Annotated in this window: 21 protein-coding genes and 1 riboswitch; of the genes, 2 read left to right on the forward strand and 19 right to left on the reverse strand. The window is 46.7% G+C overall.

From position 1 onward, the window contains the following. Positions 1-149: 149 nt before the first annotated feature. The 16 genes from HP401_RS25965 to HP401_RS26040 all read right to left on the reverse strand — a co-directional run bounded on the left by HP401_RS25965 (position 150) and on the right by HP401_RS26040 (position 17,145). Positions 150-1,460 (reverse strand): nucleobase:cation symporter-2 family protein, encoded by a 1,311-nt coding sequence (locus HP401_RS25965; RefSeq protein WP_173607118.1) that lies wholly within the window; start codon positions 1,458-1,460, stop codon positions 150-152. Between the two features lie 32 nt (positions 1,461-1,492). After that, positions 1,493-2,083, reverse strand: a complete 591-nt coding sequence (locus tag HP401_RS25970) for a xanthine phosphoribosyltransferase (protein ID WP_173607119.1) — start codon at positions 2,081-2,083, stop codon at positions 1,493-1,495. 230 nt (positions 2,084-2,313) lie between these two features. Further along, positions 2,314-2,415: riboswitch (purine riboswitch) on the reverse strand. Positions 2,416-2,547: 132 nt separating this feature from the next. Further along, complete coding sequence (gene rsgA / locus HP401_RS25975; protein ID WP_173607120.1) at positions 2,548-3,633, reverse strand: ribosome small subunit-dependent GTPase A; 1,086 nt, start codon at positions 3,631-3,633, stop codon at positions 2,548-2,550. 243 nt (positions 3,634-3,876) lie between these two features. After that, positions 3,877-4,125, reverse strand: a complete 249-nt coding sequence (locus tag HP401_RS25980; RefSeq protein ID WP_064201031.1) for a hypothetical protein — start codon at positions 4,123-4,125, stop codon at positions 3,877-3,879. Positions 4,126-4,222: 97 nt separating this feature from the next. Continuing rightward, positions 4,223-4,444, reverse strand: coding sequence for a WYL domain-containing protein (locus HP401_RS25985; protein WP_173607121.1), 222 nt, complete (start codon positions 4,442-4,444; stop codon positions 4,223-4,225). Positions 4,445-4,613: 169 nt separating this feature from the next. Next, positions 4,614-5,855, reverse strand: a complete 1,242-nt coding sequence (locus tag HP401_RS25990; RefSeq protein WP_173607122.1) for an MFS transporter — start codon at positions 5,853-5,855, stop codon at positions 4,614-4,616. Positions 5,856-6,131: 276 nt separating this feature from the next. Then, positions 6,132-6,755 (reverse strand): YcnI family copper-binding membrane protein, encoded by a 624-nt coding sequence (locus HP401_RS25995; RefSeq protein ID WP_087345986.1) that lies wholly within the window; start codon positions 6,753-6,755, stop codon positions 6,132-6,134. Positions 6,756-6,769: 14 nt separating this feature from the next. Continuing rightward, entirely contained in the window at positions 6,770-8,056 is a 1,287-nt protein-coding gene (locus tag HP401_RS26000) for a copper resistance CopC/CopD family protein (RefSeq protein WP_173607123.1), read from the reverse strand. A gap of 384 nt (positions 8,057-8,440) precedes the next feature. Beyond that, on the reverse strand, positions 8,441-9,544 hold the full coding sequence (locus HP401_RS26005) for a Ger(x)C family spore germination protein (RefSeq protein ID WP_173607124.1): 1,104 nt from the start codon (positions 9,542-9,544) through the stop codon (positions 8,441-8,443). Then, positions 9,541-10,650 carry a GerAB/ArcD/ProY family transporter gene (locus tag HP401_RS26010; protein WP_254457193.1) on the reverse strand — a complete coding sequence of 370 codons (1,110 nt, stop codon included), beginning with the start codon at positions 10,648-10,650 and terminating at the stop codon, positions 9,541-9,543. Before HP401_RS26010 ends, HP401_RS26005 begins: the two co-directional genes overlap by 4 nt. A 17-nt stretch (positions 10,651-10,667) precedes the next feature. After that, entirely contained in the window at positions 10,668-12,143 is a 1,476-nt protein-coding gene (locus tag HP401_RS26015) for a spore germination protein (protein ID WP_173607125.1), read from the reverse strand. A 152-nt stretch (positions 12,144-12,295) separates the two neighbouring features. Then, positions 12,296-13,351, reverse strand: a complete 1,056-nt coding sequence (locus tag HP401_RS26020; protein WP_015892665.1) for an ABC transporter substrate-binding protein — start codon at positions 13,349-13,351, stop codon at positions 12,296-12,298. A gap of 60 nt (positions 13,352-13,411) precedes the next feature. After that, entirely contained in the window at positions 13,412-14,209 is a 798-nt protein-coding gene (locus HP401_RS26025; protein WP_015892666.1) for an ABC transporter permease, read from the reverse strand. After that, positions 14,206-15,009: an ABC transporter permease gene (locus tag HP401_RS26030; protein ID WP_049684184.1), complete on the reverse strand. Its 804-nt coding sequence runs from the start codon at positions 15,007-15,009 to the stop codon at positions 14,206-14,208. The genes HP401_RS26025 and HP401_RS26030 overlap by 4 nt, the downstream gene beginning before the upstream one ends. A gap of 44 nt (positions 15,010-15,053) precedes the next feature. After that, positions 15,054-16,040, reverse strand: coding sequence for an ABC transporter ATP-binding protein (locus HP401_RS26035; RefSeq protein WP_173607126.1), 987 nt, complete (start codon positions 16,038-16,040; stop codon positions 15,054-15,056). A 154-nt stretch (positions 16,041-16,194) separates the two neighbouring features. Next, a complete protein-coding gene (locus HP401_RS26040; RefSeq protein ID WP_173607127.1) occupies positions 16,195-17,145 on the reverse strand; it encodes a DMT family transporter in 951 nt (316 codons plus the stop codon). A gap of 135 nt (positions 17,146-17,280) precedes the next feature. On the opposite strand from HP401_RS26040, the gene HP401_RS26045 reads away from it, so the two are divergent. Together HP401_RS26045 and HP401_RS26050 are read left to right on the forward strand one after the other, a co-directional pair. Further along, positions 17,281-18,630: an aminotransferase-like domain-containing protein gene (locus tag HP401_RS26045; RefSeq protein WP_173607128.1), complete on the forward strand. Its 1,350-nt coding sequence runs from the start codon at positions 17,281-17,283 to the stop codon at positions 18,628-18,630. Between the two features lie 322 nt (positions 18,631-18,952). Beyond that, positions 18,953-19,579 (forward strand): YqaA family protein, encoded by a 627-nt coding sequence (locus tag HP401_RS26050; protein WP_173607129.1) that lies wholly within the window; start codon positions 18,953-18,955, stop codon positions 19,577-19,579. Between the two features lie 54 nt (positions 19,580-19,633). On the opposite strand, the gene HP401_RS26055 is transcribed toward HP401_RS26050, so the two are convergent. The 3 genes from HP401_RS26055 to HP401_RS26065 all read right to left on the reverse strand — a co-directional run bounded on the left by HP401_RS26055 (position 19,634) and on the right by HP401_RS26065 (position 23,691). Then, positions 19,634-21,772, reverse strand: a complete 2,139-nt coding sequence (locus tag HP401_RS26055) for an ATP-dependent Clp protease ATP-binding subunit (protein ID WP_173607130.1) — start codon at positions 21,770-21,772, stop codon at positions 19,634-19,636. 118 nt (positions 21,773-21,890) lie between these two features. Further along, a complete protein-coding gene (locus HP401_RS26060; protein WP_173607131.1) occupies positions 21,891-23,030 on the reverse strand; it encodes an MFS transporter in 1,140 nt (379 codons plus the stop codon). A gap of 64 nt (positions 23,031-23,094) precedes the next feature. Next, entirely contained in the window at positions 23,095-23,691 is a 597-nt protein-coding gene (locus HP401_RS26065) for a TetR/AcrR family transcriptional regulator (RefSeq protein WP_015892674.1), read from the reverse strand. Between the last annotated feature and the right edge of the window lie 123 nt (positions 23,692-23,814).

The following is a 23,814-nucleotide window of genomic DNA, read 5'->3' on the forward strand; positions in this document are numbered from 1 at the left end:
AAATTCCTTCGGAGCGGACAGTCCCAACCCCCAGCAGGACGGAGCCTAGAGCCTAGACTGGAAATATTCTTCTCCCCACCGCAGCCACGATAAAAGAAAACCGCCACCTCCTGTCTAGCCAGGAAACGACGGTTCATTATCTGATGATGTTAAGACGCTTCCGAAACAGTTACATTTGCCGGAGCAGTCTGAGATACTTTTTTATTCGTATGAACAAGCAAGATATTCAAGATGACTGCCGTCAAGGAACCTGTCACGATACCATTTTGCAGCATCATTTTTGCCAAAGTAGGCAGTTGATCAAACATCGTCGGAACCGCAGCAGAGCCTAGTCCAACAGCGATACTGCAAGCAGCAATCAGCAGATTTTCGTTTTTGCTCAGGTCAACCTGCGAAAGAATATTGATACCTGATGCAACAACCATCCCGAACATAGCGATCATCGCCCCACCCAATACCGCGTTAGGAATGACCGTTGTCAAAGCAGCCAGCTTTGGCAGTAATCCGAGAACGACCAGGATTCCACCAGCACCAATCATCACATCGCGCGATTTAATGCCCGTCAAGGAAACCAAACCGACGTTTTGCGAAAAAGCCGTGTAAGGGAATGCGTTGAAAATGCCACCCAGTACGATTGCTACCCCTTCTCCGCGCAATCCTTTGACAACATCTTGATCCGTCACTTTTGTATTGGTCACTTTACCGAGTGCAAAGTAAACACCAGTGGACTCAGCCATGCTGATGATATTGACGAGAATCATGGTAACAATGGCCACAATACTGAACTGTGGTGTACCGAAGTAAAACGGTTCAACCACACTAAACCAAGAGGCTTCCGCAACATTCGCGAAGCTGACCATCCCCATCGTGTAAGCGACAGCCGTACCGACAATCAAGCCGAGCAGAACAGAAATCGCACGAATAAATCCGGTAAAAAAACGATTAATAAGCAAAATGATAACCAACGTTCCTAAAGCCAAAAGCAAATTGCGCGGTTGTCCAAAGTCCGGCATGCCTTGTCCGCCAGCCGCGTTGTTCATCGCAACGGGAATGAGCGACAGTCCAATAATCGTAACAACTGAACCTTGTACCACGGTTGGGAAAAAGCGCAGCAGCTTGCCAAACAGTGGAGCTGCCAAGACAACGAATATACCCGATATGATGATAGCACCGTAAGCGGTCGCTAGATTACTCGTAGAAGCAATCGCAATGATCGGTCCTACTGCTGTAAACGTACAGCCTAGCACAACAGGAAGGCGAATCCCCGTATAACGTGTACCAAGAACTTGCAGGAGCGTCGCGATTCCGCATGTGAAAAGGTCAGCAGCAATCAAATAAGCGATTTGCATAGGAGTCAGATTCAAAGCACCACCGATAATCAACGGTACGACGACGGCTCCTGCATACATGGCAAGAATGTGCTGTAAGCCCAAAGTAACAATTTTATGTTTGGCTAGCATGAGTGAACCCTTACCTCCTATTGATTGTTTGATTATACGCGAGCAGGCTCTTCTTCAATAAAATGAATGCCTTCTGGTGACATCGATTCAATACGTGCCAATGATTCGATTCGTACGCCAGCTTGCTCCAAGAGACCGCGGCCCTCCTGGAAGCTTTTTTCAATAACAGCGCCCACTCCAACGAGATGAGCACCGGCATCTTTGACAATATTCGTAAGCCCTACCAGAGCAGCTCCCGTAGCCAAGAAGTCATCGACAATCAATACGCGGTCTTCTTTGGACAAATACTGACGGGAAACACTGATTTGGTACGTTTCCTGACGGGTAAAGGAATGAACAGAAGCAGAATATACTTCCTCTGTCAGCGTGACAGCTTTTTTCTTTTTCGCATAGATAAAGGGAACACCCAAAGCAAAGGAAGTTGCCATAGCAAAATGAATTCCACTTGCCTCAATCGTCACGACTTTTGTAATGTTTTCACCAGCGAACAACTCGGCAAAGCGTTGCCCGATCTTCATCGTCAATTGCGAATCTACCTGGTGGTTCAAAAACGCATCCACCTTCAAAACGGATGCCGACAGTACCTTGCCATCCTGTACGATGCGCTCTTGTAATTCTTTCATCAGTTCTTCCTCCTCAGATATCGTTCCGGCCATTTTTACTTGCGGCCTGCTGAAATATAGAAAGCCCAGAGTGGACAGTGTCACAAGCGGGCTACGTAACGAACCAACGCCAAGTGAAACTGTCCCTCTGGGCTTTTATCCCTTAGGTGTGACACATCATTCGTGCCTGCGCCGCTCGGACCAGCTTTCTTTCAACCCTATGATTGAAATAGGAAAGAAAGAGACGGAACCCTAGACGCACTTTCACTCGTAGTCAGGTGATTTACGGTCACCTGGTAGAAACGGTTGGGCCTTATTCCCAAAATTATACGAGCTACCTATCTTTTTCGAAGTGTAATAACGAGTATTGACCAAATCTATCATAACTCTCGCGTTGGTAGCAAGCGTTAATTTTTGAAAGAAAAAGGAAGCGCTTACTTGCCCAATGAAAGGAAAGAGCCCTGATTTCTCAAGGGCTCACGTACTTATCTCTTTGGTTTTTTCTCCCGCATTTGAACGTTGAGCTTCTTCCATTTATCCCTTTCAGCAGCAGCAAGCCTTGCGTCTTCTTTGCGTGCCAGATGTGCCAATTCGCGTTGGAGCTTCAGGTAACTGTCAAAGCGTGCCTTTTCCAATGATCCATCATTGATAGCAGCTTGAACAGCACAGCCGGGCTCGCGCATATGCTTGCAATCATTGAAACGGCATGTTTCCGCAATGGACTCGATATCGTCAAAGGCACCGCGGAAGCCCTCATCTGCCTCCCAGAGCTGGAGTTCCCTCATACCCGGTGTATCGATCATGAGAGCACCACTCGGCAATCGGAACAGTTCGCGATGAGTCGTCGTATGGCGGCCACGGTCATCACCTTCACGCACGCCACTGACTTTTTGCATCTCCGCTCCGCTCAATTTATTGATCAACGTGGATTTGCCAACACCAGAGGAACCCATCAAGGCAATCGTCTGGCCCTCGCCCAAATATGGTGCGAGCTGATCCAGTCCTTCTCCCTGCTCAGCACTGACTACGTGAACAGGTACCCCGATCGCGATTGATTCTATCTCTGTCATACATGCATCCAGATCGTCACACAAATCTGCTTTGGATAGCACAATCACCGGATTGGCTCCACTTTCCCACGCAAGAATGAGATAGCGTTCAATCCTGCGCAGATTTAAATCATTGTTTAAGGAATTCACAAGGAAAACCGTATCGACGTTCGCAGCCACAATCTGCTCTTCCACTGTATCCCCAGCTACCTTGCGGGAAAACTTGCTCTTACGTGGAAGAAGTCCGTGGATCGAGGCTTTCTTTTCCTCTGGGCGGGCACTGATCACTACCCAGTCCCCGACAGCCGGAAAATCTTCTCGTCCGGTTGCCTCATAACGAAGCTTACCTGTTACCTCGCCTAGGAGCTCGCCATGCTCACTCCACAGACGATAAATACGTTTATGTTCAAGTGTGATACGTCCCACACTGAAGCCTTGCTCAGCATAAGGGGTAAAATGATTAGCAAAATACTCATTCCAGCCCATAGATTGCAATACTTGTTGATTGGTTGTTTGATTCACTGCGGATTCCCCCTGCAATTGGTTAGATATATGGCTATCAGCCAGAACCAGTCACAGTCGAATCCTCATTTGGTGAACGATATTACTGTTCGCTTGAAAGGAGGATTCCCGTGACCCCGACTACGACACTCTGAACAAATTTGATGACTACCATAAAACATCTCTCCTTTAGCAAACCTACCATTCAGGTTTGGAATCATATTTCCCAATTATTGTACCATAATGAAACAAAATGCAACAGCGTCAATCTCCCCCGCCGCCGCCTCCGCTATCTCCGCCACCACCGCTATCGCTTCCGCTGTCATAGCTATCCCAACGATCATTTGAATCATGACTTCGATGATGGTGATTGTGAGAGCTGTCTACATAGAAGGCTCCGCCCCCGCTGTCTGAAGAGGAATGAGAGCGCCCACTTCCGCCTTTTGCAGCTTTGGACGCTAAGACAAACACTACGATCAAGAACATGATGACAATGACAATGAAGAACTCCATTGTTGTCCCCGCCCTTCCTCTTTTTTGAAGTTGTTTACCTATTTAGTATAACATAGTATGGCTGGAATAGGCTGGGGGCGTGGAGGATGATTCCTTTTCATCCGGCAAAATACCCTGCCACAGGTGCGATCGCCAAAATGTTTTCCAACACAAATACACGATACGCCTTCCTCCTATAACAGTATGCTTTCAAGCTCCCTTTGTTCCCATCGATATGAACCACACGAATCGTACGCCTGCTAGCCTCCCCATCCTTCTTCAAATAGATGATCTCTACTGCTTGCTGCCTCGCTGCGTACCTTCTCAACTCCTGAATCATCAGGTTCTCACCACCACAAAATGTGTCTTCTTGTTGTTGAAATCATCATATCAAAAGAGAACGTTTGTTCGCAAGTTTTGATTACAAAAACCAACGATTGCCTCAACAAAAAAGCATGCGCCCTAAAAAATGGACACATGCCTTTTGCTTGTTACACTGTGTATGTGAATCAGCGCCTTCTAAGCGCACGTCCGAACACAATCAGAATCGGTGCTAACAAGATAGCCGCTGCAACGAGCGAAGCGCGAATCGAAAAACGCGTCCCAATCCATCCGACAGCAGGACCACCTGCCGTTTGTCCCAAAGCATTGGACTGGCCCATCATCGACAAAACCGTCGCTCGCACATTGCTTTCAATGTTTACATTCAGCCACGTATCATACAGCGGACTGCTCAATGACTGGATCACACCGATCAACAGCAATGCAACTAATGCCCAGCTAAAGCTAGGAGAAAAGGCAAAAGTTATCATTGCTGCAATTTTAAGCCCCGTCAACGTGAACATGCCCACAAGGACAACCCGCTCATTGTTCACATCCAGCCTTTTTTCCACAACGCCTACGACGATGAGGCCGAGCAAGCTTGCGAGTGCGGCAATGATCCCGAACCACATGGGCATCGAAATAGCAGCGAGCTCTGGAAAACCAATTTCTGCGATCAAATGCGCTTCCCACAAACGGTCATACCCTTCTGAGGCTGCACCCGTAAATAGCGTCACGAACAAGATCAGCATGAGAATCGGCTGACTGCGAATCACTTTGGCACCCGAAGTCCACGTCTGAATCATTTCCTTCACGTGGGAAGCACCTTGCTCACGTTCACGAGGAATAAATCCGGTCTCCTTCATGAACAGAATCAGAAAGACGCCAAGCCCCAGATAGATGAGGCCACCTATGAGGTAAGGCAAATTGGGAGCGAGTGTTGCCAATGCCACACTAAGTGCAATCCCGAGCAGATTCCCAAACAAGGAGTAGCGCTTGGCCCTCATGAAAATCGTACCGATCTTCTCTTCCCCGACCTCATCTACAATCCATGCAGTATCCGCTCCACTGATAAACGTATACCCAAGACCACTGACGACTTGCGAAAACAGCACCAAGCCGAAGACAGAAATCATCGGTATCCAAGTATCAAGTGCGGGAACGATCCCCTGCATCGCAAATCCGATTCCTAGAAAAAACATCCCGAGAATGACGGAGCGACGGCGACTGTACGTATCCGCCACTACTCCTGTTATCCCTTCAAGTACCAACACGGATAACTCCAATACCGTCCCGATCACTAGCAATTCAAACGGGTTAAAGCCCAGTGTCACAATGTAGTAAAGCGCATAGGTTGTGAACATGGTCGTATTGGCCAGAGAAGTCAAAAAACTTTTGGTCATATATACTTTTGTCGCATTCATGAACATGGAAGCAGTATCCACCTTTTTTTAGGCAGATGACGCGTTCCGTTTTTCACATACTGATCGTACCTCTACAATCCTCTACTGTGCAAAATGCGTCCGCGTCATGCTGCCGTTCGTATTTTTCCTTCCGTGTACTTGCTTGCTCTGAATAGTGTTTTTAACATGTGATATACACCTCCGAAAGTAATTACAGCTATTATAGAATGTTTTTAATTTCCACACAATGGAAAAAGCCGTGCAGTATGATTGGACACACTGCACAGCTTCATTAGGAAGTACTTACGCTTTTTTTCTAAACAGGCCAACGATGGAGATCAGCAACGCCAAACCAGAAAGTACCAATGGCAAGGTATTGTTGCTGCCTGCACCAGCCGCTTCCCCAGCAGGAGCGGTTGTCGGCTTTTGTTCTTGTCCATGCTCATGCCCTGCTTCGCCTACACCAGCCTTAATGGTAGTGACAGACGCTGGCGTGTTGGAATCCTTGTCCCCTGTCCATTCCACAACCTCGCCGTTTGCATAAGTCTGATAAGCCTTCCAAGCCAATTGGCCCTCTTCTTTTGGGTTTGCCCCGACAAACGTGAACTCTTGGAACTCATGCGCCTTGATTCCGCCTTCTGTGGCTGTCCACACAAGTGCTGTGTTCACACCGTCTTTATCTTTTTCGAACTCGTAGGACCAGCCCGGAATCGGTTGTACGGAATTTACCTTCACACCAGCCGGGAATTCCACCTTTACTTTTGTCGTGTTGACGTCTTTTTCTACTGGGACACGCACGGTGTATTTTTCATAGGAGCCTGTAGTAGTCTCTTTCGGATAGACGTTCACATGTGCTTGTGCTGCTGTCGCCAACGTCAAAACTGCACCTGCTACCAATACACTACTCATCCATTTTTTCATTTTCATCGGATAAATCCTCCCTAGTTTGAATCTGTTTGAATCACGGCTTGATTATTTGTCGTCGCAGTCGGGTAGTTGATTTGGCTCATCCAAAGTCCAGCCAGAATAGCGATAATCCCGAATACAATCTCCCAACGCAAGTAAGCGGGCTTCAAGGAATTTTTCGTCCGCCAGCGTCTGGTTTGCCTAAAGGCCAGAAGAAGCATGAGGCAGACACTTGCTATTTTTCCGTATAACAGATAGCTCCATGCTGTTGCACTCTGGATAATATTCATGACATCCGTCTGCACGATGAGCATGACAACGCCTGTCACGACGACAAGCACTGCCGCCACCGCAACTGTCTGCAAAAAGAACTTCTTGAACGACTCCTGTCCTCGTTCAACCGCTTTGACTGTAAGTAACAAGTAGACAAGTGCCCCCATCCACACAGCGACCGTCAAAACATGCAACAGTCTCAGCAAAATCGACAGCCAGACAGGAGCAATGCCCCATGCATGACCACCAAAAGCTTGCGCGCTGATCAATAGAACCCAGATTCCCACATACCAGCCAGACACCATATTGGGGATCGCAATCAATAACAGTAGGGCAAAGGACACCAGCAGCATGATCGCAAACGGAGACTGACTGAGCAAGTTCCCGTCCATCTGCCACAATGCTTGCGTGAGTGATACAGTGGTTAACGATTCGTCATACAGGAACCACAAAAATATAAGTCCGATGATCGCCAAACTCCATCCGATTTGTCTGCCAATCCCGATGAGCTGGGCAAGCGAAGGCAAACCATGACGCTGTGCTGCCCACGCTACCAGATACAACCCGCCACCAACGAGAATAATTCCCTGCGCCAAATAGCGGTACATGATCAAGTAGCTTGAATCTGCTTTTTGCTCATTGGGCGGAACCACGACTGCACTTTTTTGTCCGATCGAAAACGTGAGCTTCTCTGAGATCGGATGTCCGTCCTCGGAAACGACCGTCACGATAACCGAATACGTCCCCTCAGCCAAATCGCTCGGCAAATTCGCATTCAACTGCGCGGCATCACCCGGCTGCAATGTCGGCCGCTCCAGTTTTATTTCCTTGCCATTCCAATCAAATAAACGCACGTTAACAAGATCAGGCTCCAAAGTTTCGGTAAACCGCGCAGATATTTGTCCTGGATTCGCCTTCAGTACCTCACCATTTTGTGGGGAGCTGCTCATCAAGCCAGCATGGGCGTAAGCAGTTGTCATACCCGTTGTCAGTACAAGTAAGAAGGCGAGCAAAAACACAACCGTATATTGTCTGATGTTGTATGTCACCCTGTCACCTGCTTCCTTATTTCGTCCTTAATCCTATCAGATTAGTACGAGAATCTATATGGCTCCATCGGGCTATCTGTTGTGGCAAAGTGTTGAAAACAAAAAAAGGCATGAACGGAAATTCTGTCCGATCCGTGCCTTTTCAAACTGTATTAGGATGATTTTACAATGTTTTGTGCGAGAAATTTCAGAACAAGCTTGTTGAATACCTCTGGTTGATCCATCGGTGGGATATGCGCTGAATCAGGCAGGATGACTTTTTTTGCGCCTGTTATCCGCTCACCTAACACATCCGCGATCTGTAAAAAATCAGGATAATCCCGCCCTCCTGAAATAACGAGTGTCGGGGCAGGGTTGTAGCTTGTCTATGTATTTTTGTTCCGATTACCCAATGACGCCTGTACGTAAAATCTTGATCTTTACATCGACATCAAATTTCGCCCTTTTCATGATTTCCCGCCATTCATCCTTACTCATTTTCTTTTTCCCGCTTCTTTGACTGGCTATATTGTAGATTTCCCCAAATCCTACCGGGTCTACATCTTGCTTTCTAAACTTTTCCAGTAAATACTCCGTCTCTTTTTTAACCGCCAGCTCGATTGCTTTTTGTACCTTTTTCAACTGCTCAGGCTTGGATAAATCGATTTTTTCAGCCATTTCCTGAATCTGCGCGGACATATCGACTTTCACAGAAAATCTCGGTTTCTCCAAATCCAACACTTTTATTTTCTTTTTGCTTGAGATATGTTCAATGACAGTAAAAAGACGCTTTTTATCGAGGGAAATGTTTATTTCCAATTCCCCCTTATCGTAACGCTCCCGTAATATCTTGAGGAAAAATCCCTCCCTTGCTGTAATTTCTGCCACCAGTTTTTGATCTCGAAATAAACCAATTTGATTAATATGCAATTCATTCTCTACTCTTTCGATATAAGGCATCACGGGATCTTTCCCGATTGCATAATAATCTTTCATGAACTCATGAAGTTTCGAGGAGATCATGTTCTCCCCTTCGACATTCTGCCGTATGGCTTGATAGAGGTAAATTCCAATGTTGCTGTTCTCGGGATAGCGATGTGTCAAAATATCATACGCTCTTCCTTTGGCTACCGTTAAATAGACATTGCTTCCGATGGAGGCATCACGCGTTAAGTTTTCCACAAGAGACAGGATTCCTTTCCGCGCTAACTCATCGTGGTAGACCACGACGCGAATTTGACCTCCTACAATGTTTTTGGAAGACTCCCTGTTCTGTGAAACGGTAAGTCCTTTGCTCGTATGCGCTGTGCCCGAAATGACAGTGACCAACTCACGTGCCTCCGGGTCAATTTGATAAAATACCGTGGTACCTAACAGCTTTCCGTCTTTACTAAGATCGTACCCCACTGCAACTGCCAGTCCCAATTTTTCTAATACATGCTGCTCCCCACAGCCGTTCAATAGCACGACCATTACTAAGTAGTAAACGAGCAACCGTAACCTTTTCATGTCCGGACCGCCCCCTTCCGAAACAGCCGAATCACTACATAAAGCACGATGGGATAAATAAAAATGATATAGAAACCTACTCCACCGAAAATATCCGTGATGAGATTAATCGACTGGCGTGTTTCCAAAAAATTGCTAGCAAAAAACATAACACCAACAATCCCGATAAGGGCCATTCTCTCCTTGACCCCACTAATATGGTGGACCCCCCGCATGGCTACCCACAGGTTCATCAGCAAATTATCCAGCATGATGAGCATCCACAGTGAGATAGACACAAACTCAAAACGCTCCAAAAACGGAAACTCTACAATTTTCATCATCATTAGCGTTGCCCAGATAAGATGCTGAAGCTGCTCCCCTTGAAAGTACAAGAGTGTAACCAGCATGACTGCCACATACAAGAAGGTGGTCATAAACAGGCCACCATGTACATATCGCGGTAGCATTTCCTTTTCCTTCACAAACGGATAGATGAACAAAATAATCTCAAATCCGATGATGGAAAAAGACATCTTCTTTGCACCGTCCACCAGCTGTCCAATGTCATGATGAAAGACTGGCTGCAATAAATGAAAATCGGCGTATTGCATGGGGTAAACCAAGAGCAGTAACTGCCAAACCGTCAACCCGACAGAAAAAAAGCTAATGCCAGCTAGCACCCGAATGCCACCCGTCACTCCATAAATGGCCAGGCAAAGCAAGGAGGCATTTAATATCCAGGAAGGCACTCCTGGAAACATCCATGACTGAATGATCTCGATGTACCCTCTCAAGATCGTTAAGGCAGAGCCCATGATATATACGATAAAGATGAAATTAAGAACACGTGCTGGCCATTTTCCAAATACAGTTTGATGAATGTCATACAAATCCATGTCTTTGTATTTCGCTAAGATTTTTAGCATGAACCATGCTGCTATATGGGTCATAATGCCTGCTATAATGACCGAAATCCAGGCGTCTTGCTGCACCCTATCATAAATAAAGCGTTGGACACCCGCTATGCCGATTCCAACCTGATTGCTATGGACCATAAATAACGCAAGCGATACGCTGATAGCCATATGGGTATTCCGACGAAAAGTGGACCGTGACATTGACATTCACATTCAACACCTAACTACTGAACTGGTCTTTTTTTCCCGGCCTCATCAGGCACACGGGTATCGTCAGGAGAACGTGTCATAGCCGGACGCTTGCCGAGAGAGTAAAAAGGAAACCGGATCAGACTGTTTTTAATATCCTGCAAGCGAAAAGGAAAAAAGGGAAGAAAAAACGGACGTCCTAGACTTGATTGACGCAGGATGTGTATCAAGAGAAAAGACGCGCCTAGCATAATACCAAACCCTCCCCAAATCCCAGCTAACACGATAATCGGAAAGCGGAGGATTCGGACTGCCGTACTCATCATGTAGGAAGGAAAAGTAAAGGAAGCTAATGCACTGAGCGCCACAATCATGATCAATATGTTACTGGTAAAACCTGCTGCAACCGCTGCCTGTCCAATTACGATACCGCCGACGATCCCTATCGTTTGCCCAACTTTAAAAGGAAGTCTTGCTCCAGCCTCCCGCAGGAATTCAATAATCATCTCAAGCAGCAATGCTTCAAACAAAGGGGGAAAAGGTACCTTGGAACGAGACTTTACGAGCGATACAAGCAGAGCAGATGGAATCATTTCATAATGAAACGTAAGGGCAGCCACATAAGTAGCAGTAAAAAACAAAGAGACAAAAAGGGCCGAGAAACGTAACAATCGAATGAAGGAAGCCATTTGCCACCGGATATAAAGATCTTCATTGGACTTGAAAAAGTCCACGAAGGAACTGGGACCGACGATAGCAAACGGGCTCCCCTCGACAAATACGACTACCTTTCCTTCCAACAGGGCTTCACTTACATGATCAGGTCGTTCTGTCAGGATTAGCTGTGGAAAAATAGAGAACGTATTGTCATCAATCAGTTGAACCAATTTTCCGCTGTCAACCACACCGTCTATATCTAGATCGCGTAAACGCTGAATGACGGTCTGAACATTTTCAGGAGCCGCCAGTTCCTCCATGTAGCATACTTCCACATTCGTCCTGCTACGTTTCCCAATCGTAATAGTTACGTTGGTAAGCAAATCAGTTGAAAGATATCCCTGTAGAACCCCTAAATTGGTTTCCAAGTCTTCTGTAAAAGAAACCTGAGGACCGAAAATCTGGGTTTCGACCTGAGCCTCTCCCAAAGAACGACTCGGTATTCTTGCTACATAGAGAAGAATCCCGCACGCTATTCCTTCGATTTGAAGGTAAATCCATCCCCTCACCAGATAATCGCTGACTTGTCTGTAATCCATGGTTTTGGTGACATGAGCAACAGGAACATTCCCCAAAATCGTATCAGGATCGATCTTTTCGTCAGGTAACCTTTCGAAATAAGGAAGCAACACCTGCTGAAGAATGACCGTATCGACTAGATAGGGTAGGTAGGCTAGCAACAAGCTATTGGTTCCACAAGAAAGGGTACGAAACACCATTCGCGGATTTCGCATGTGATCCCATAATTTTTCTCGCGTCTCGCTAACGGATTCAGATATCATGTTGGTTGTCATCTTATGTTTGCCCCAATATATGGTGTCCCCTTATTATTTTTCCAATGCCCTCGCTCTATTCCCCTTTCAAGCCGAAGAGTAGGCTCCCAGACAAAATAAAAACAAAAAAAAACCGAGACGGAAATGCTCCATCTCGGTTCGTTCACCACTAGTTATCTGCCGCTCTTCATTTCAGTCCAGTAGCGGTCGTATTGCTGCAAGGTTTCTCCTACATCCACCAGCCACTCCGCACGGGCAATGTCTGCTGTATCCAGGAAGACCATCTTGTTGGCACGATATTCTTCACTGTGCAGTGGGTATGCTTTTTCGTTCGGGTTACTGTAGCCGATAGACTCGTAGTTTTTCACACTGACCTCTGGGTCCATCAGGTAGTTGATGAACTTCTCAGCCATTTCCTTGTTCTTAGCTCCCTTTGGAATTGCCATCGTGTCTGCCCAGATCGTTGCGCCCTCTTTCGGAATGACGTACTCTACATCTGGATTTTGTGCGTGAATGAAAGCCGCGTCGCCGGACCAAACCGTTCCGATCCATGCTTCTTCTGCAATCATCTTTTGCTTGATGTTGTCTGTATCGAAAGCAACAACATTCGGTACGACTTTTTTCAAATCAGCAAAGGACTTTTCCAGTTCCTCTTTGTTCGTCGTGCTATTGGAGAAGCCATTTTTGATCAGTGCCATTCCCATAACCTCACGAGGGTCATTCAGCATGATGACACGGCCCTTGTAGGCTTCGTTCCACAGATCATTCCAGCTTGTCGGGGTTTCTTTTACATATTTCTTGTTGTAAGCGATCCCGGTAATTCCCCATGTATATACGAGTGAATACTTGTTTTCTTTGTCAAAAGGAGGTGTCTTGAACGTAGACACGATATTGCCCATGTTCGGGATGTTCGCTTTGTTCAGTTCTTCCAGGAGACCCAGCTGAATCATGGTACCTACCATGTAGTCGGAAGGTTGGATCAGGTCGTAGCCAGATGCACCTGCTTGAATTTTTGCCAGCATTTCTTCGTTGCTGCCGTATACATCATAGTTGACCTTCACGTTGAATTTTTGCTCAAAACCTTTGATGACGTCTGGGTCGAAGTTGTCTGCCCAGCTGTAAATATTCAATACTTGTTGCTCTTGCTCAGATGACGATGAGCAGCCTACAGCAGTCACCGCAAGTACGGCGGTCAGAGCGCCGATCATCAAGGACTTGAAACGTTTCATTTTTTCCTCTCAACCTCCAAATCAGTTATGGGATTGCCTTATGAAAACTCCATGATGGTTCTAAAAGATGGATTGATTATTTTTCGAGTCTTTGCGGCGGAAAATCTCTGCCACCACAACCAACAGCACGGTGCTCACGATCAAAAGTGTCGAGAGTGCATTCACTTCTGGCGAGACACCTCGTTTTACCAACCCATAAATGTAGAGTGGCAATGTAGTCGAATTCGGACCAGCCACGAAGAACGAAATAATGAAATCGTCCAGCGACAGGGTAAACGACATCAGGAAGCCTGCGATGATCCCTGGCATGATCAGGGGCAGCGTCACATAGCGCAATGTCTCCCATGGAGTTGCTCCCAAATCTTGAGACGCTTCTTCTAGTTCTTTGCCCATATCAGCCAAACGTCCAGAAATAATAACCATCACATAGGGCATGCTAAACGTAACATGCGCCAGGATCAGGGTCACTTTCCCCAGCTCCATCTGTACCTGACTAAATAGCACGAGCATAGCCAACCCCATCATGATCTCCGGGATGACAATCGGCAAGTACATTAACCCGTTGAAGATATTGCTCCAACGCAGGGAAAAGTGCTTGACCGCCAGTGAAGCAGCCGTACCCAATACCGTTGCAATGACGCTACTGATAACCCCAATCGTCAAACTGTTCATAAGCGCTTGCATGACCTGCCTGTTTTCAAACAAAGAAACGTACCACTTCCACGTAAAACCAGTCCACGTAGCGTTGATCCGTGAATCATTGAACGAATAAAGAACAAGGATCAAGATTGGCAGATACAAAAAGACCAGCATCAGCCATGAGTATCCAGATAGTGCGTTTCGACGTAATGTTTTCATGCTGATCCCTCCTTTGTCTCGCTCGCTTTGGTTGCGCGGAAATAAAGAAGAATCAACAGCATGGACAATAGCATCAGCACGATGGACAAGGCAGAACCAAACGGCCAGTCACGGGCAGACAAAAATTGATTTTGAATGACGTTACCGATCAGAGCCGATTTCGCTCCTCCCATGACATCCGGAACGACGAACATCCCGATGGAAGAAACAAATACGAGGATCGATCCAGTGACGACACCTGTCTTGGTCATTGGCAAAGTCACGTGCCAGAAAGCCTTCCAAGGTGTTGCACCCAGATCATACGCTGCTTCCAGCTTGCGGCGATCCATCTGCTCCAGTGACACATAAATCGGCAGTACCATGAACGGCATAAGCGTGTACACCATCCCGAGCAGGACAGAACCCGAATTGTACAGAAGTGGCAGCGGTTCGGAAATAATGCCCAGCGATTGCAGAAACGTATTGATTACGCCTTGCGAACGCAGGATGATTACCCACGCATAGGAACGGACCAAGAAATTGATCCAAAACGGAATCATTACGAGCAACAGCCATATTTGCTGAGTCGATTTTTCCAGCCGTGAAATGTAATACGCCAACGGATAACCGCACAAAATCGAAAATACAGTTGTTAAAACCGCTACGACTAACGTATCCCAAAAAATTTGGCCATACAGCGGATCGAAAATACGAATGTAATTGTTCAGCGTAAACTCATAGACAACTTGCCCGTACGTGCCTCTTTTGAGGAAAGACAGTATGGCGATCATAAGCATAGGCAGGACGAAAAGCGCACCCATCCACAAAAGGGCGGGAAGCGCGAGCAGTTTTACCGGCTTCTTGTTTAACAAGGAAGGATCACCTCGTCCGTCTGTGCCCAGCCAATGGCCACCTGATCTCCCACCTGCCAGTCCAGACCGTCACCTGCGTACTGGTGTGCCATTACGGTCATATCCTGCCCCTCAAGGCGGATAAATACCTTGCGCAAATTGCCGAGGAACACCGCGTCAGCAATGGTGCCCAGCTTCTTGTGCTTGTCCTTGTCGGAGTCAACCGGGTACAACTTGATCTTTTCCGGACGTACCGCTGCATTCGTTCCGTTTTCCCGGAAAATGTTGTTTTCCCCAATAAAGGTAGCCACAAACAAGGTTTGCGGGGAGTTGTAAATCTCTGCTGGAGAAGCAATCTGTTCAATTCGTCCCTTGTTCATGACCGCGATTCGATCGGACATCGCCATCGCTTCTTCTTGGTCATGGGTAACGTAAATGAACGTTATCCCTAGGTTTTTCTGCAAGTTTTTCAGTTCAAGCTGCAAGCTTTTTCGCAATTGGTAGTCTAAAGCACCTAAAGGCTCGTCCAGAAGCAGAACGCGTGGGTTGTTAATAATCGCCCGTGCGATTGCTACGCGCTGCTGTTGTCCGCCAGATAGCTGCTTTGGCGTACGTTTACGCAATTCTGTCAGTTGGACGTACTGAAGTACTTCCTCCAAACGCTTTTGTTGTTCAGCTGCGTTTACTTTTTTCATTTTCAAACCAAACAGGATGTTTTGCTCCACAGTCATGTGTGGAAACAAAGCATATTGCTGGAACACCATGTTCATATCGCGCTGATACGGTGGCACATGGCTAAGGGGCTTTTCGTCTAGGAAAATTTCCCCGGTCGTTGGCTGCTCAAAGCCAGCAATCATTCGCAGCAGTGTCGTTTTCCCACAGCCACTGGGGCCGAGTAACGTCAAAAACTCCCCTTCTTCAATGGAGAGAGAAAAAGAGGGGACGACGACAGTATCTGCAAATCTCTTTTCAATCGAATCCAGCTGTATAATTTTTTTCATTCCGTCATCTCACCATATGTCATTATACTCACAATCTAGGTAACTATATCGTGTATGATACGATTTGTAAACAGTTTCACGAACGATTCCTCCTCAAAAACAAACAGAGCCAATGAATAAACATTCGCTCTGTTGCGTATCCTTTCTCTTTTTCTCACACAGATGTAGATTTCGATTGAGGCGTGTGCTTCTGTTTTTTAAATTTTGCCCCTAGGAAATTCGTCCCAATCACCCCGATAATAATCATCACTGCGCCAATGAGATGGTAGTATGCCAGTTGTTCCTGCAAAAAGATAACGCCTGCCACGATCGTAACCAACGTAGACAAATTGTTAAACACGCTGAGTTTGGATGCCTCCATTTTGGACAAGGCAAAGTTGGTCATAAAAGACGTCATGAGCGAGGACAGAATCCCCAAAAATACAATCGAGATGATAAATGTCGAACTGGCGAAAGGAACAAAATAGGTCGATAAAGTCCCCTCCGCACTATGGCGAATGACTGACCAGCCGTTAAAAAACAAAAATCCGAGTAACGCCACCATATACGTCATGTCTATATAATGAAAGGACTTTGTCATTTTCCTCGCCAGAACACTATACCCCGCCAAAGAAAACGCGGATAACAGGATGAGAATGGTACCGATACTGCTCCCTGAGCCTGAGCTTACACCAAGCCCCTTCATTGCAAAAATGTACACGACACCTCCGACGGATAAAAGCGTGGACAGCTTTTGCAGCCACGTAGAAGACTCTCCCAAAAAGAATGCCGCCATGACCATGGTAAAAATCGGAACGGTTGCTTGAATAATCCCCGCCTCAGACGAAGTGGTATACACCAGTCCAAACGCTTGAAGGGTAAAGAACAGAATAGGGTACAGCATGGCGAGCGGAATAATCGTGAGCATGTCTTTTGGTTTGATGGACAGCTTGATCCACCCAAACACGATCGGGATAGAAGCAACGATAAATGCCACGGTAAAACGGTGTGCCAAAGTATCAACCGGATTGGTTACAGCGAGTGCCATTTTCAGAAACAAAAACGACAAGCCGGTAATCCCCGCGTTCAGTAATGCTGCAAGAATCGCTTTTTGTTGGTCTTTCATCGTATGTATCTCTCCTACTGGGGACTTTTTACAGACGGCCGTCTTAGGTTAATAGTAATGGGGGATCAATCGTGCTACAATGCAAAAAAGGAGTAACTGTACCGGTACAAATTCGGCATAAGGGACTGTTTTTAGATGCACAAATATTTGCAGCTTCAAAATGAACTCGAAACCTTGATTGAAAGCCTCTCCTATCAAGACGGAGACCGGCTTCCCTCCATTCGGGAGCTCGCCACTCGCTACCAATGCAGCAAAAGCACCGTGATCCGCACCTTGGATGAACTCGAAAAGCGTCATCTCATCTATTCGGTCGACCGAAGCGGCTACTACGTCGTGAAAAAGCGAAGGAAGATACAGCCCGCAGATACGTCGATAATCGATTTTGCGACCTCTGCTCCCGATCCTGACCTCTTTCCTTATGTCGACTTTCAACACTGCATCAATAAAGCGATTGAAACCTATAAAAACGATCTTTTCATATACGGAACCACACAAGGCCTGCCATCACTCATTGCCGTCATCGCCAAGCTACTTGGGAACCATCAGGTTTTTACGGACCCGAGCAATATTTTCATTACCTCCGGTGTCCAACAAGCTCTAACCTTGCTGTGCAGCCTTCCTTTTCCAAATGGCAAAAAAACGATTCTGATTGAGCAGCCCAGCTACCACCTTTTCATTGAAAGCTTGCAAGTACGCAAGCATCCTGTTCTCGGGATCAAGCGGACTGCCCAAGGAATCGATTTAGAAGAGCTAGAGTCTATTTTCCGAACGGGAGAAATCAAGTTTTTCTATACGATGCCTCGCTATCATAGCCCGCTCGGGACGTCATACAGCCGAAAGGATAAGCAGCGCATTGTGGAGCTTGCCCAGCAGTACGACGTCTATCTCGTGGAAGACGATTACATGGCAGACCTTGAGCATGACAGCAAAGCGGATCCGCTTTTTGCCTATGACCGTTTTTCTCGCACGATCTATGTAAAAAGCTATTCCAAGATTATTTTTCCCGGGCTCCGTCTGGGTGTAGCTGTTATACCTGACGCGCTAAAGGATTCCTTCAACCAACACAAACGACTCATGGATATCGACAGCTCCATGCTATCTCAAGCTGCGCTGGAAATTTACCTAAAAAGCGGAATGTTCGAGCGACACAAGCAAAAGATACGCAGTTCCTATCACCGGCGATCCAACCTGCTGATGGCGTCCTTGAACCAGTTTACGGTGAATGAAGAGCATCTGTTCACCTTTCAGCCCCTTGCGTATCCGGGGATTCATACGCATATTGTGTTGAACCATTCTATTCCGGTCCCTGCTGTTATCAGCCAGCTCAAAAAACGCTCGATCCTTGTGGATGCTACTGACAAAAATTACTTGATGGGCTTTCCGCAAGAAAATATGTTAAAGCTGAATGTGTCCTATGCCAAGGAAACAGTGATTGAGCAAGGGATTAACGTGTTGATGGATGTGCTACGCCGCATGCACCGTTAACCTATCCGCCTTAAGTCTTAGATAAAATCCGGCGGGGGTGCGTTTTTGGACAACAATGAAACCTCGATAATGGAACTATTGAGTAACCAGAAAACGATCTACATCGTATTATCAGATACAAGGAACATGGTTTACCCGGAAGATTCTCTGGTATAAATTGTTTCAAGATGCAGGGATTGGGGTATTTCATTGTATAATAAGTAAATCCATTTCAAAAAAATTCGTTCCATAGTCGGCCAGTTTGAAGTAGAATCGCATCTATACACATACTTAATTGAGTTGATGACTGGCAGTTAACGATAGAATGACAAAGGAGAAATAGATGCTTCAGAACATTTTAGATTTCTTAATGGAATACGGCTATTTAGGAATGTTCATCCATTCTTTTGCAGACGCAGTCATCTTTCCCGTTCCTGCCTTCTTTCTTCAAGTGCCACTCAGCCTCGTTGACCCTTCGCAGGCATTGTGGATTGCTACGGTAGGCTACATCGCTTGTCTCATAGGGACTCCCGTCGGTTATTTTATCGGTAAAGTACTAGGCAAATCCGTTCTGTACAAACTCCTCAAGAAGGAATGGATTGACTCTGCCACAGAGATGTTTCAAAAGAAGGGCGAAGTCGCGATCTTCATCGGTTCGTTTACACCGATTCCGTTTAAAGTATTTACAATCATGTCGGGTTGCTTGAAATTCCCGTTGTGGAAATTAATCGGGTATGCCGCAATTGGACGGGCAGTCAAATTTTACGCAGTTGGACTCTTGTTCTATTTTTACGGTAAAATGGCGGAAAATATGGTCCATAACGTTTCTCTCTATATCTTTCTCACCGTGGTGCCGCTCATCTTGATCGGATTATGGGTGAAGAAAATCGTCACCAAGCGCCGTCAGCTGAAAATGGAAAGTACTAGCAGCATCAGCAATGGCATCAAGGAGAAACTCATGAATAAATAAGGAATATCTTAAAAAGAAAAGAAACCCCAATCGGGGTTTCTTTTTTTACAACTGTTATCCTTTTTTCACTCGAATTACATCATCCTCGACATCAATGACCATTGCTGTCACATTGTCTTCTTCCATCACCAGATCCGCAATGCCATCCTCAACATATTGCTGAATCACGCGGCGCAATGGACGTGCCCCGAAGGAAGGGTTGTAGCCCAGCTCAGCCAGCTTTACTTTTGCGGCATCAGTCACGCTGATCTCCATTCCTTGCTCAGACAGATTGCCCATGACATCTTGCAGCAGCAGATCGACGATTTTGACCAAATCCTGTTTTTCCAGATGAGCAAAGGAAATGATTGAGTCGAAGCGGTTCAGGAACTCCGGCTTGAAGTACGCTCCCAGAGAATCCAGCACGGTGGCAGGCTCGGGCGCTTGTGCTCCAAAGCCAACGGAGATTTTACGCTCGATCACACCGGCATTGCTCGTCGCAATGATGACCGTCTCCTTAAAATTCACCGTACGGCCCTGACTATCTGTCAGACGGCCATCCTCCAGAATTTGCAGGAACATGTGCATCACGTCCGGATGTGCTTTTTCGATCTCATCCAGCAGGATAATGCTGTACGGATTGCGGCGTACGCGCTCAGTCAGCTGACCTGCTTCCTCATGACCGACGTAGCCAGGAGGAGAACCGATCAATTTGGATACCGAGTGCTTCTCCATGTACTCGCTCATATCGAGGCGGATCATGGAATCACGGGTACCAAACAGCTCTTCTGCCAGCGCTTTGGACAGCTCTGTTTTCCCTACGCCAGTCGGACCGACGAACAGGAAGGAAGCAATCGGTCTGTTTTTCGGTTTCAGACCTGCCCGACTGCGTCGAATCGCCTTCGCTACTTGTGTGACCGCCTCGGACTGGCCAATGACTTTTGCTTCCAAATGAGCTGCCAGGTTTTTCATTTTCATCTGCTCATCACTTTGCAGCTTGGTAACTGGAATCCCGGTCTTTTGCTCGATCAAGGCTTGGATGTCTGTGACGTCAACCTTGACGCGTTGTTCCTTGCCCTCGATTTGATCCAGCTTCTCTAAAATGCCCGCTTCCTCGTCTCGCAGACGGGCAGCACGTTCGTAAGCTTCTTGCTCCGTCGCTTCCTTTTTCTCCTGATTGATTTGCGCCAGACGCTCATGTAACTCTGACGTATCCACCACGGAGGATCTCAGGTTCAAACGCGAGCCTACTTCATCCATGAGATCAATCGCCTTGTCGGGCAAGAATCGATCCTGGATGTAACGATGGGAGTATTCCACGGAGGCACGGATGACATCATCCGAGTAAGCGACTTGGTGGAATGCTTCGTATTTCGGGCGCAATCCTTTTAAAATCTCGATGGCTTGTTCTACGGTTGGTTCCTTGACCATGACCGGCTGCAGGCGACGCTCCAGAGCAGCGTCTTTTTCAATCACGCGATACTCTTTTAACGTAGTTGCCCCAATCAGCTGCAACTCACCGCGAGCAAGAGCTGGCTTCAGAATGTTCCCTGCATCCATGGAACCTTCCGCAGAGCCTGCGCCCACCAAGAGATGAATTTCATCCACAAACAGGATGACGTTTTTGCGTTTTTGCAGCTCGGCAATCACTTGCTTCATTTTTTCCTCGAACTGTCCGCGAATTCCCGTTCCTGCAACCAGAGAGGCGACATCTAAAATGTACACCTGCTTGTTTTTCAGTTTGGTCGGTACTTGCCCTTCCGTAATGCGCAGAGCGAGGCCCTCCGCAATCGCCGTCTTCCCGACCCCTGGCTCCCCGATCAGAACCGGATTGTTTTTGTTGCGACGGTTCAAAATCTCGATGACACGCTCAATTTCTTGTTCGCGTCCAATCACAGGGTCAATTAGTCCGGTACGTGCCGCATCGTTTAGATTACGGCCCAGGTCATCGAGGATGCCCCCACCGCGTTCTGGCGCTTGTCGCTGCGGTTGACCGGAAGCTTTGCCCGGATTCATCTGGCCTTGAGCAAAGCCTTGCAGGAACTCATCCAGTCCAGAGAAGGAGGAGAAAGGACTAAAGCCCATACCCACTCCCATTTTGTTGGTCAGCTTTGTTTTGCAATCCTGGCACAGATCGTATTTTTGTTGCTGATTTTGTACACGTATATGAACTGTCACAGTTGCTTCTCGTTGTTTACAGATTTCACAATGCATATTCAATCCCCCCAAAAGCGTTGTTTTGGAATTCAGAAGACCTTTGACCTTTTCTGACCTTCGTTGACTTTATTATAGTTTGACCTTTTTTGACTTTCAAGAGGGATTGTATGGTTTTTTACACTTTGCTCTTTTGCAAGTAAGGAACGATTGAAAGTAACCCGATAACGGTAAAACAAGCACCTACCCACAATGGTGAAACAAGTCCATAGCCACTGCTGATCCCGATCCCGCCTAAGAAAGAACCAATGGCAACACCCAATGTAATAAAAGAAGTATGCACCGTGTTTACCATCGTCCCACTGCCTGCTGTATTCATGACGCGCGCAATCATGGCCGGATTCATCGCTACACCCGTCAACCCAATCAGAACAATGGACAGCACCGCGATCCATTTATTTTCGGCACCTACCGCAAACAGAACCAATGCCCCTAGGAGGATGCTTAATCCCGTTACAAGGATTCGCATGGTAAAACGATCAGCAAGTCTGCCAATCACGATATTTCCGATCACGGTCGCGATACCGTAAAGGGCAAGCAAATACGGGATGCTCGCATCCGAAAATGCCGTTACTTCCGTAAGAATCGGAGTAAAATAACTAAACGCTGCGAAGGTACCGCCAATGATCAGCATACTCGTTGCATACGCGGCCCAAAGGTGTGGATTTTGAAAACTGGCAAGCTCATCCTTTGCGTTCATCCGATCTTTTTGTGTGGAGGAAGGGAGCAACCATTGAATCAAAATCCCTGATAGCAATACGACGATAGCAACAGCCCAAAAGCTCATTCTCCAGCCGAAATATTGTGCAATCACGGTTGTCAGCGGGAGTCCTACGACAGTAGCAATCATTAAGCCTGCCAAAACAATCGAAGCGGCCTTTCCCCGTGAATGAGGGGGAACCAAGCCAGCTGAAATACTGACAGAGATGCCAAACGCAGCGGATGAGGCAATACCCGTTAGGATACGCGCAAGCATCATTGACTCATAATTCCAAGCCATTGCTCCTAACGTTTGACCAATAAAGAAGACGGCAATCAATGATAGCAACGCTTGTTTTCGGCGAATGTGCAGGAGCGTTGCTGTTAGTAGCGGGCCCCCTATCACCATTGCACCCGCATACGCCGTAATGAAATATCCGATGGATGAAATCGATACGCCGAAATCATCGGCAAGCTCATTCATCATCCCTGCCACCATAAATTCAGAAGTCGTCATTGCAAAAATCGCTACCGCTAACAAATAAATCATCGACGGCATAAAGAAACCCTCCCTGCTTATTATTGTAACAATCGGTACAAAAATCACTCAAAAAAAGAGCGCATTACGCGCCGAAGATAGATTCCATGGTCCCCTTCATAATTTGTTCAGCCAATGTCCGATTCTGTGTGGAAGTATTCAATACACGAAAGCCGTAGTAACTGCTTAAAAATAGGCTTGCCAAATCCACCGCAGATCGTTTTTGAGAGATTTCACCCGTTCGCAAGCCTTCCTCCATCACTTTCTCCATGGTATCCTTCAGAAGTTCAACATGTCTGGAGACGATTTCTTCAATCTTGGGATCGTCTTTTGCCCGTTCCAATCCCGCATTGATCAGCAAACATCCCTTTGGATTCGTTGATTGAAAGTCTTCCACGAATGCCCACGCTAAAAAATTTTGCAACCGTTCTTTCACAGAATCCGGCCCTTCCAATAATGCCCGCTGTTCACGAATCCCGGTATCGTGATAGTGTTCCACCACTGCAAGATACAGGTCCTGTTTGCTGCCAAACGTATTGTACAAGCTGCCTTTCCCCAGTCCAGTATCACTGCATAAATCATGCGTAGAACAACCATTGTAGCCTTTTGACCAAAATGTTTTCATGGCCACATCTACGATGGACGTGTAATCAAAATCACGTGGTCTGCCGCGTTTGCTCACCGGAATCCTCCTTTCGTTTCCAACTGTTATGGAAAATCTTATACATTATGTACCGTTTGGTCAACAAATAAAATGGCTGCAACTGTACAAAACCATGCCTATAGAAAAAGCCCATTTTGAAAA

It is taken from the genome of Brevibacillus sp. HB2.2, from assembly GCF_013284275.1.
GTDB lineage: Bacteria > Bacillota > Bacilli > Brevibacillales > Brevibacillaceae > Brevibacillus > Brevibacillus brevis_D.

Coding starts and splice junctions, on each gene's coding strand:
- HP401_RS25965 (WP_173607118.1), bottom strand. CDS start 1,460: ATGCTAGCCAAACATAAAATTGTTACTTTGGGCTTACAGCACATTCTT.
- HP401_RS25970 (WP_173607119.1), bottom strand. CDS start 2,083: ATGAAAGAATTACAAGAGCGCATCGTACAGGATGGCAAGGTACTGTCG.
- HP401_RS25980 (WP_064201031.1), bottom strand. CDS start 4,125: ATGGAGTTCTTCATTGTCATTGTCATCATGTTCTTGATCGTAGTGTTT.
- HP401_RS25985 (WP_173607121.1), bottom strand. CDS start 4,444: ATGATTCAGGAGTTGAGAAGGTACGCAGCGAGGCAGCAAGCAGTAGAG.
- HP401_RS25990 (WP_173607122.1), bottom strand. CDS start 5,855: ATGTTCATGAATGCGACAAAAGTATATATGACCAAAAGTTTTTTGACT.
- HP401_RS25995 (WP_087345986.1), bottom strand. CDS start 6,755: ATGAAAATGAAAAAATGGATGAGTAGTGTATTGGTAGCAGGTGCAGTT.
- HP401_RS26005 (WP_173607124.1), bottom strand. CDS start 9,544: ATGAAAAGGTTACGGTTGCTCGTTTACTACTTAGTAATGGTCGTGCTA.
- HP401_RS26010 (WP_254457193.1), bottom strand. CDS start 10,650: ATGTCAATGTCACGGTCCACTTTTCGTCGGAATACCCATATGGCTATC.
- HP401_RS26015 (WP_173607125.1), bottom strand. CDS start 12,143: ATGACAACCAACATGATATCTGAATCCGTTAGCGAGACGCGAGAAAAA.
- HP401_RS26020 (WP_015892665.1), bottom strand. CDS start 13,351: ATGAAACGTTTCAAGTCCTTGATGATCGGCGCTCTGACCGCCGTACTT.
- HP401_RS26025 (WP_015892666.1), bottom strand. CDS start 14,209: ATGAAAACATTACGTCGAAACGCACTATCTGGATACTCATGGCTGATG.
- HP401_RS26030 (WP_049684184.1), bottom strand. CDS start 15,009: ATGGGTGCGCTTTTCGTCCTGCCTATGCTTATGATCGCCATACTGTCT.
- HP401_RS26035 (WP_173607126.1), bottom strand. CDS start 16,040: ATGAAAAAAATTATACAGCTGGATTCGATTGAAAAGAGATTTGCAGAT.
- HP401_RS26040 (WP_173607127.1), bottom strand. CDS start 17,145: ATGAAAGACCAACAAAAAGCGATTCTTGCAGCATTACTGAACGCGGGG.
- HP401_RS26045 (WP_173607128.1), top strand. CDS start 17,281: ATGCACAAATATTTGCAGCTTCAAAATGAACTCGAAACCTTGATTGAA.
- HP401_RS26050 (WP_173607129.1), top strand. CDS start 18,953: ATGCTTCAGAACATTTTAGATTTCTTAATGGAATACGGCTATTTAGGA.
- HP401_RS26055 (WP_173607130.1), bottom strand. CDS start 21,772: ATGCATTGTGAAATCTGTAAACAACGAGAAGCAACTGTGACAGTTCAT.
- HP401_RS26060 (WP_173607131.1), bottom strand. CDS start 23,030: ATGCCGTCGATGATTTATTTGTTAGCGGTAGCGATTTTTGCAATGACG.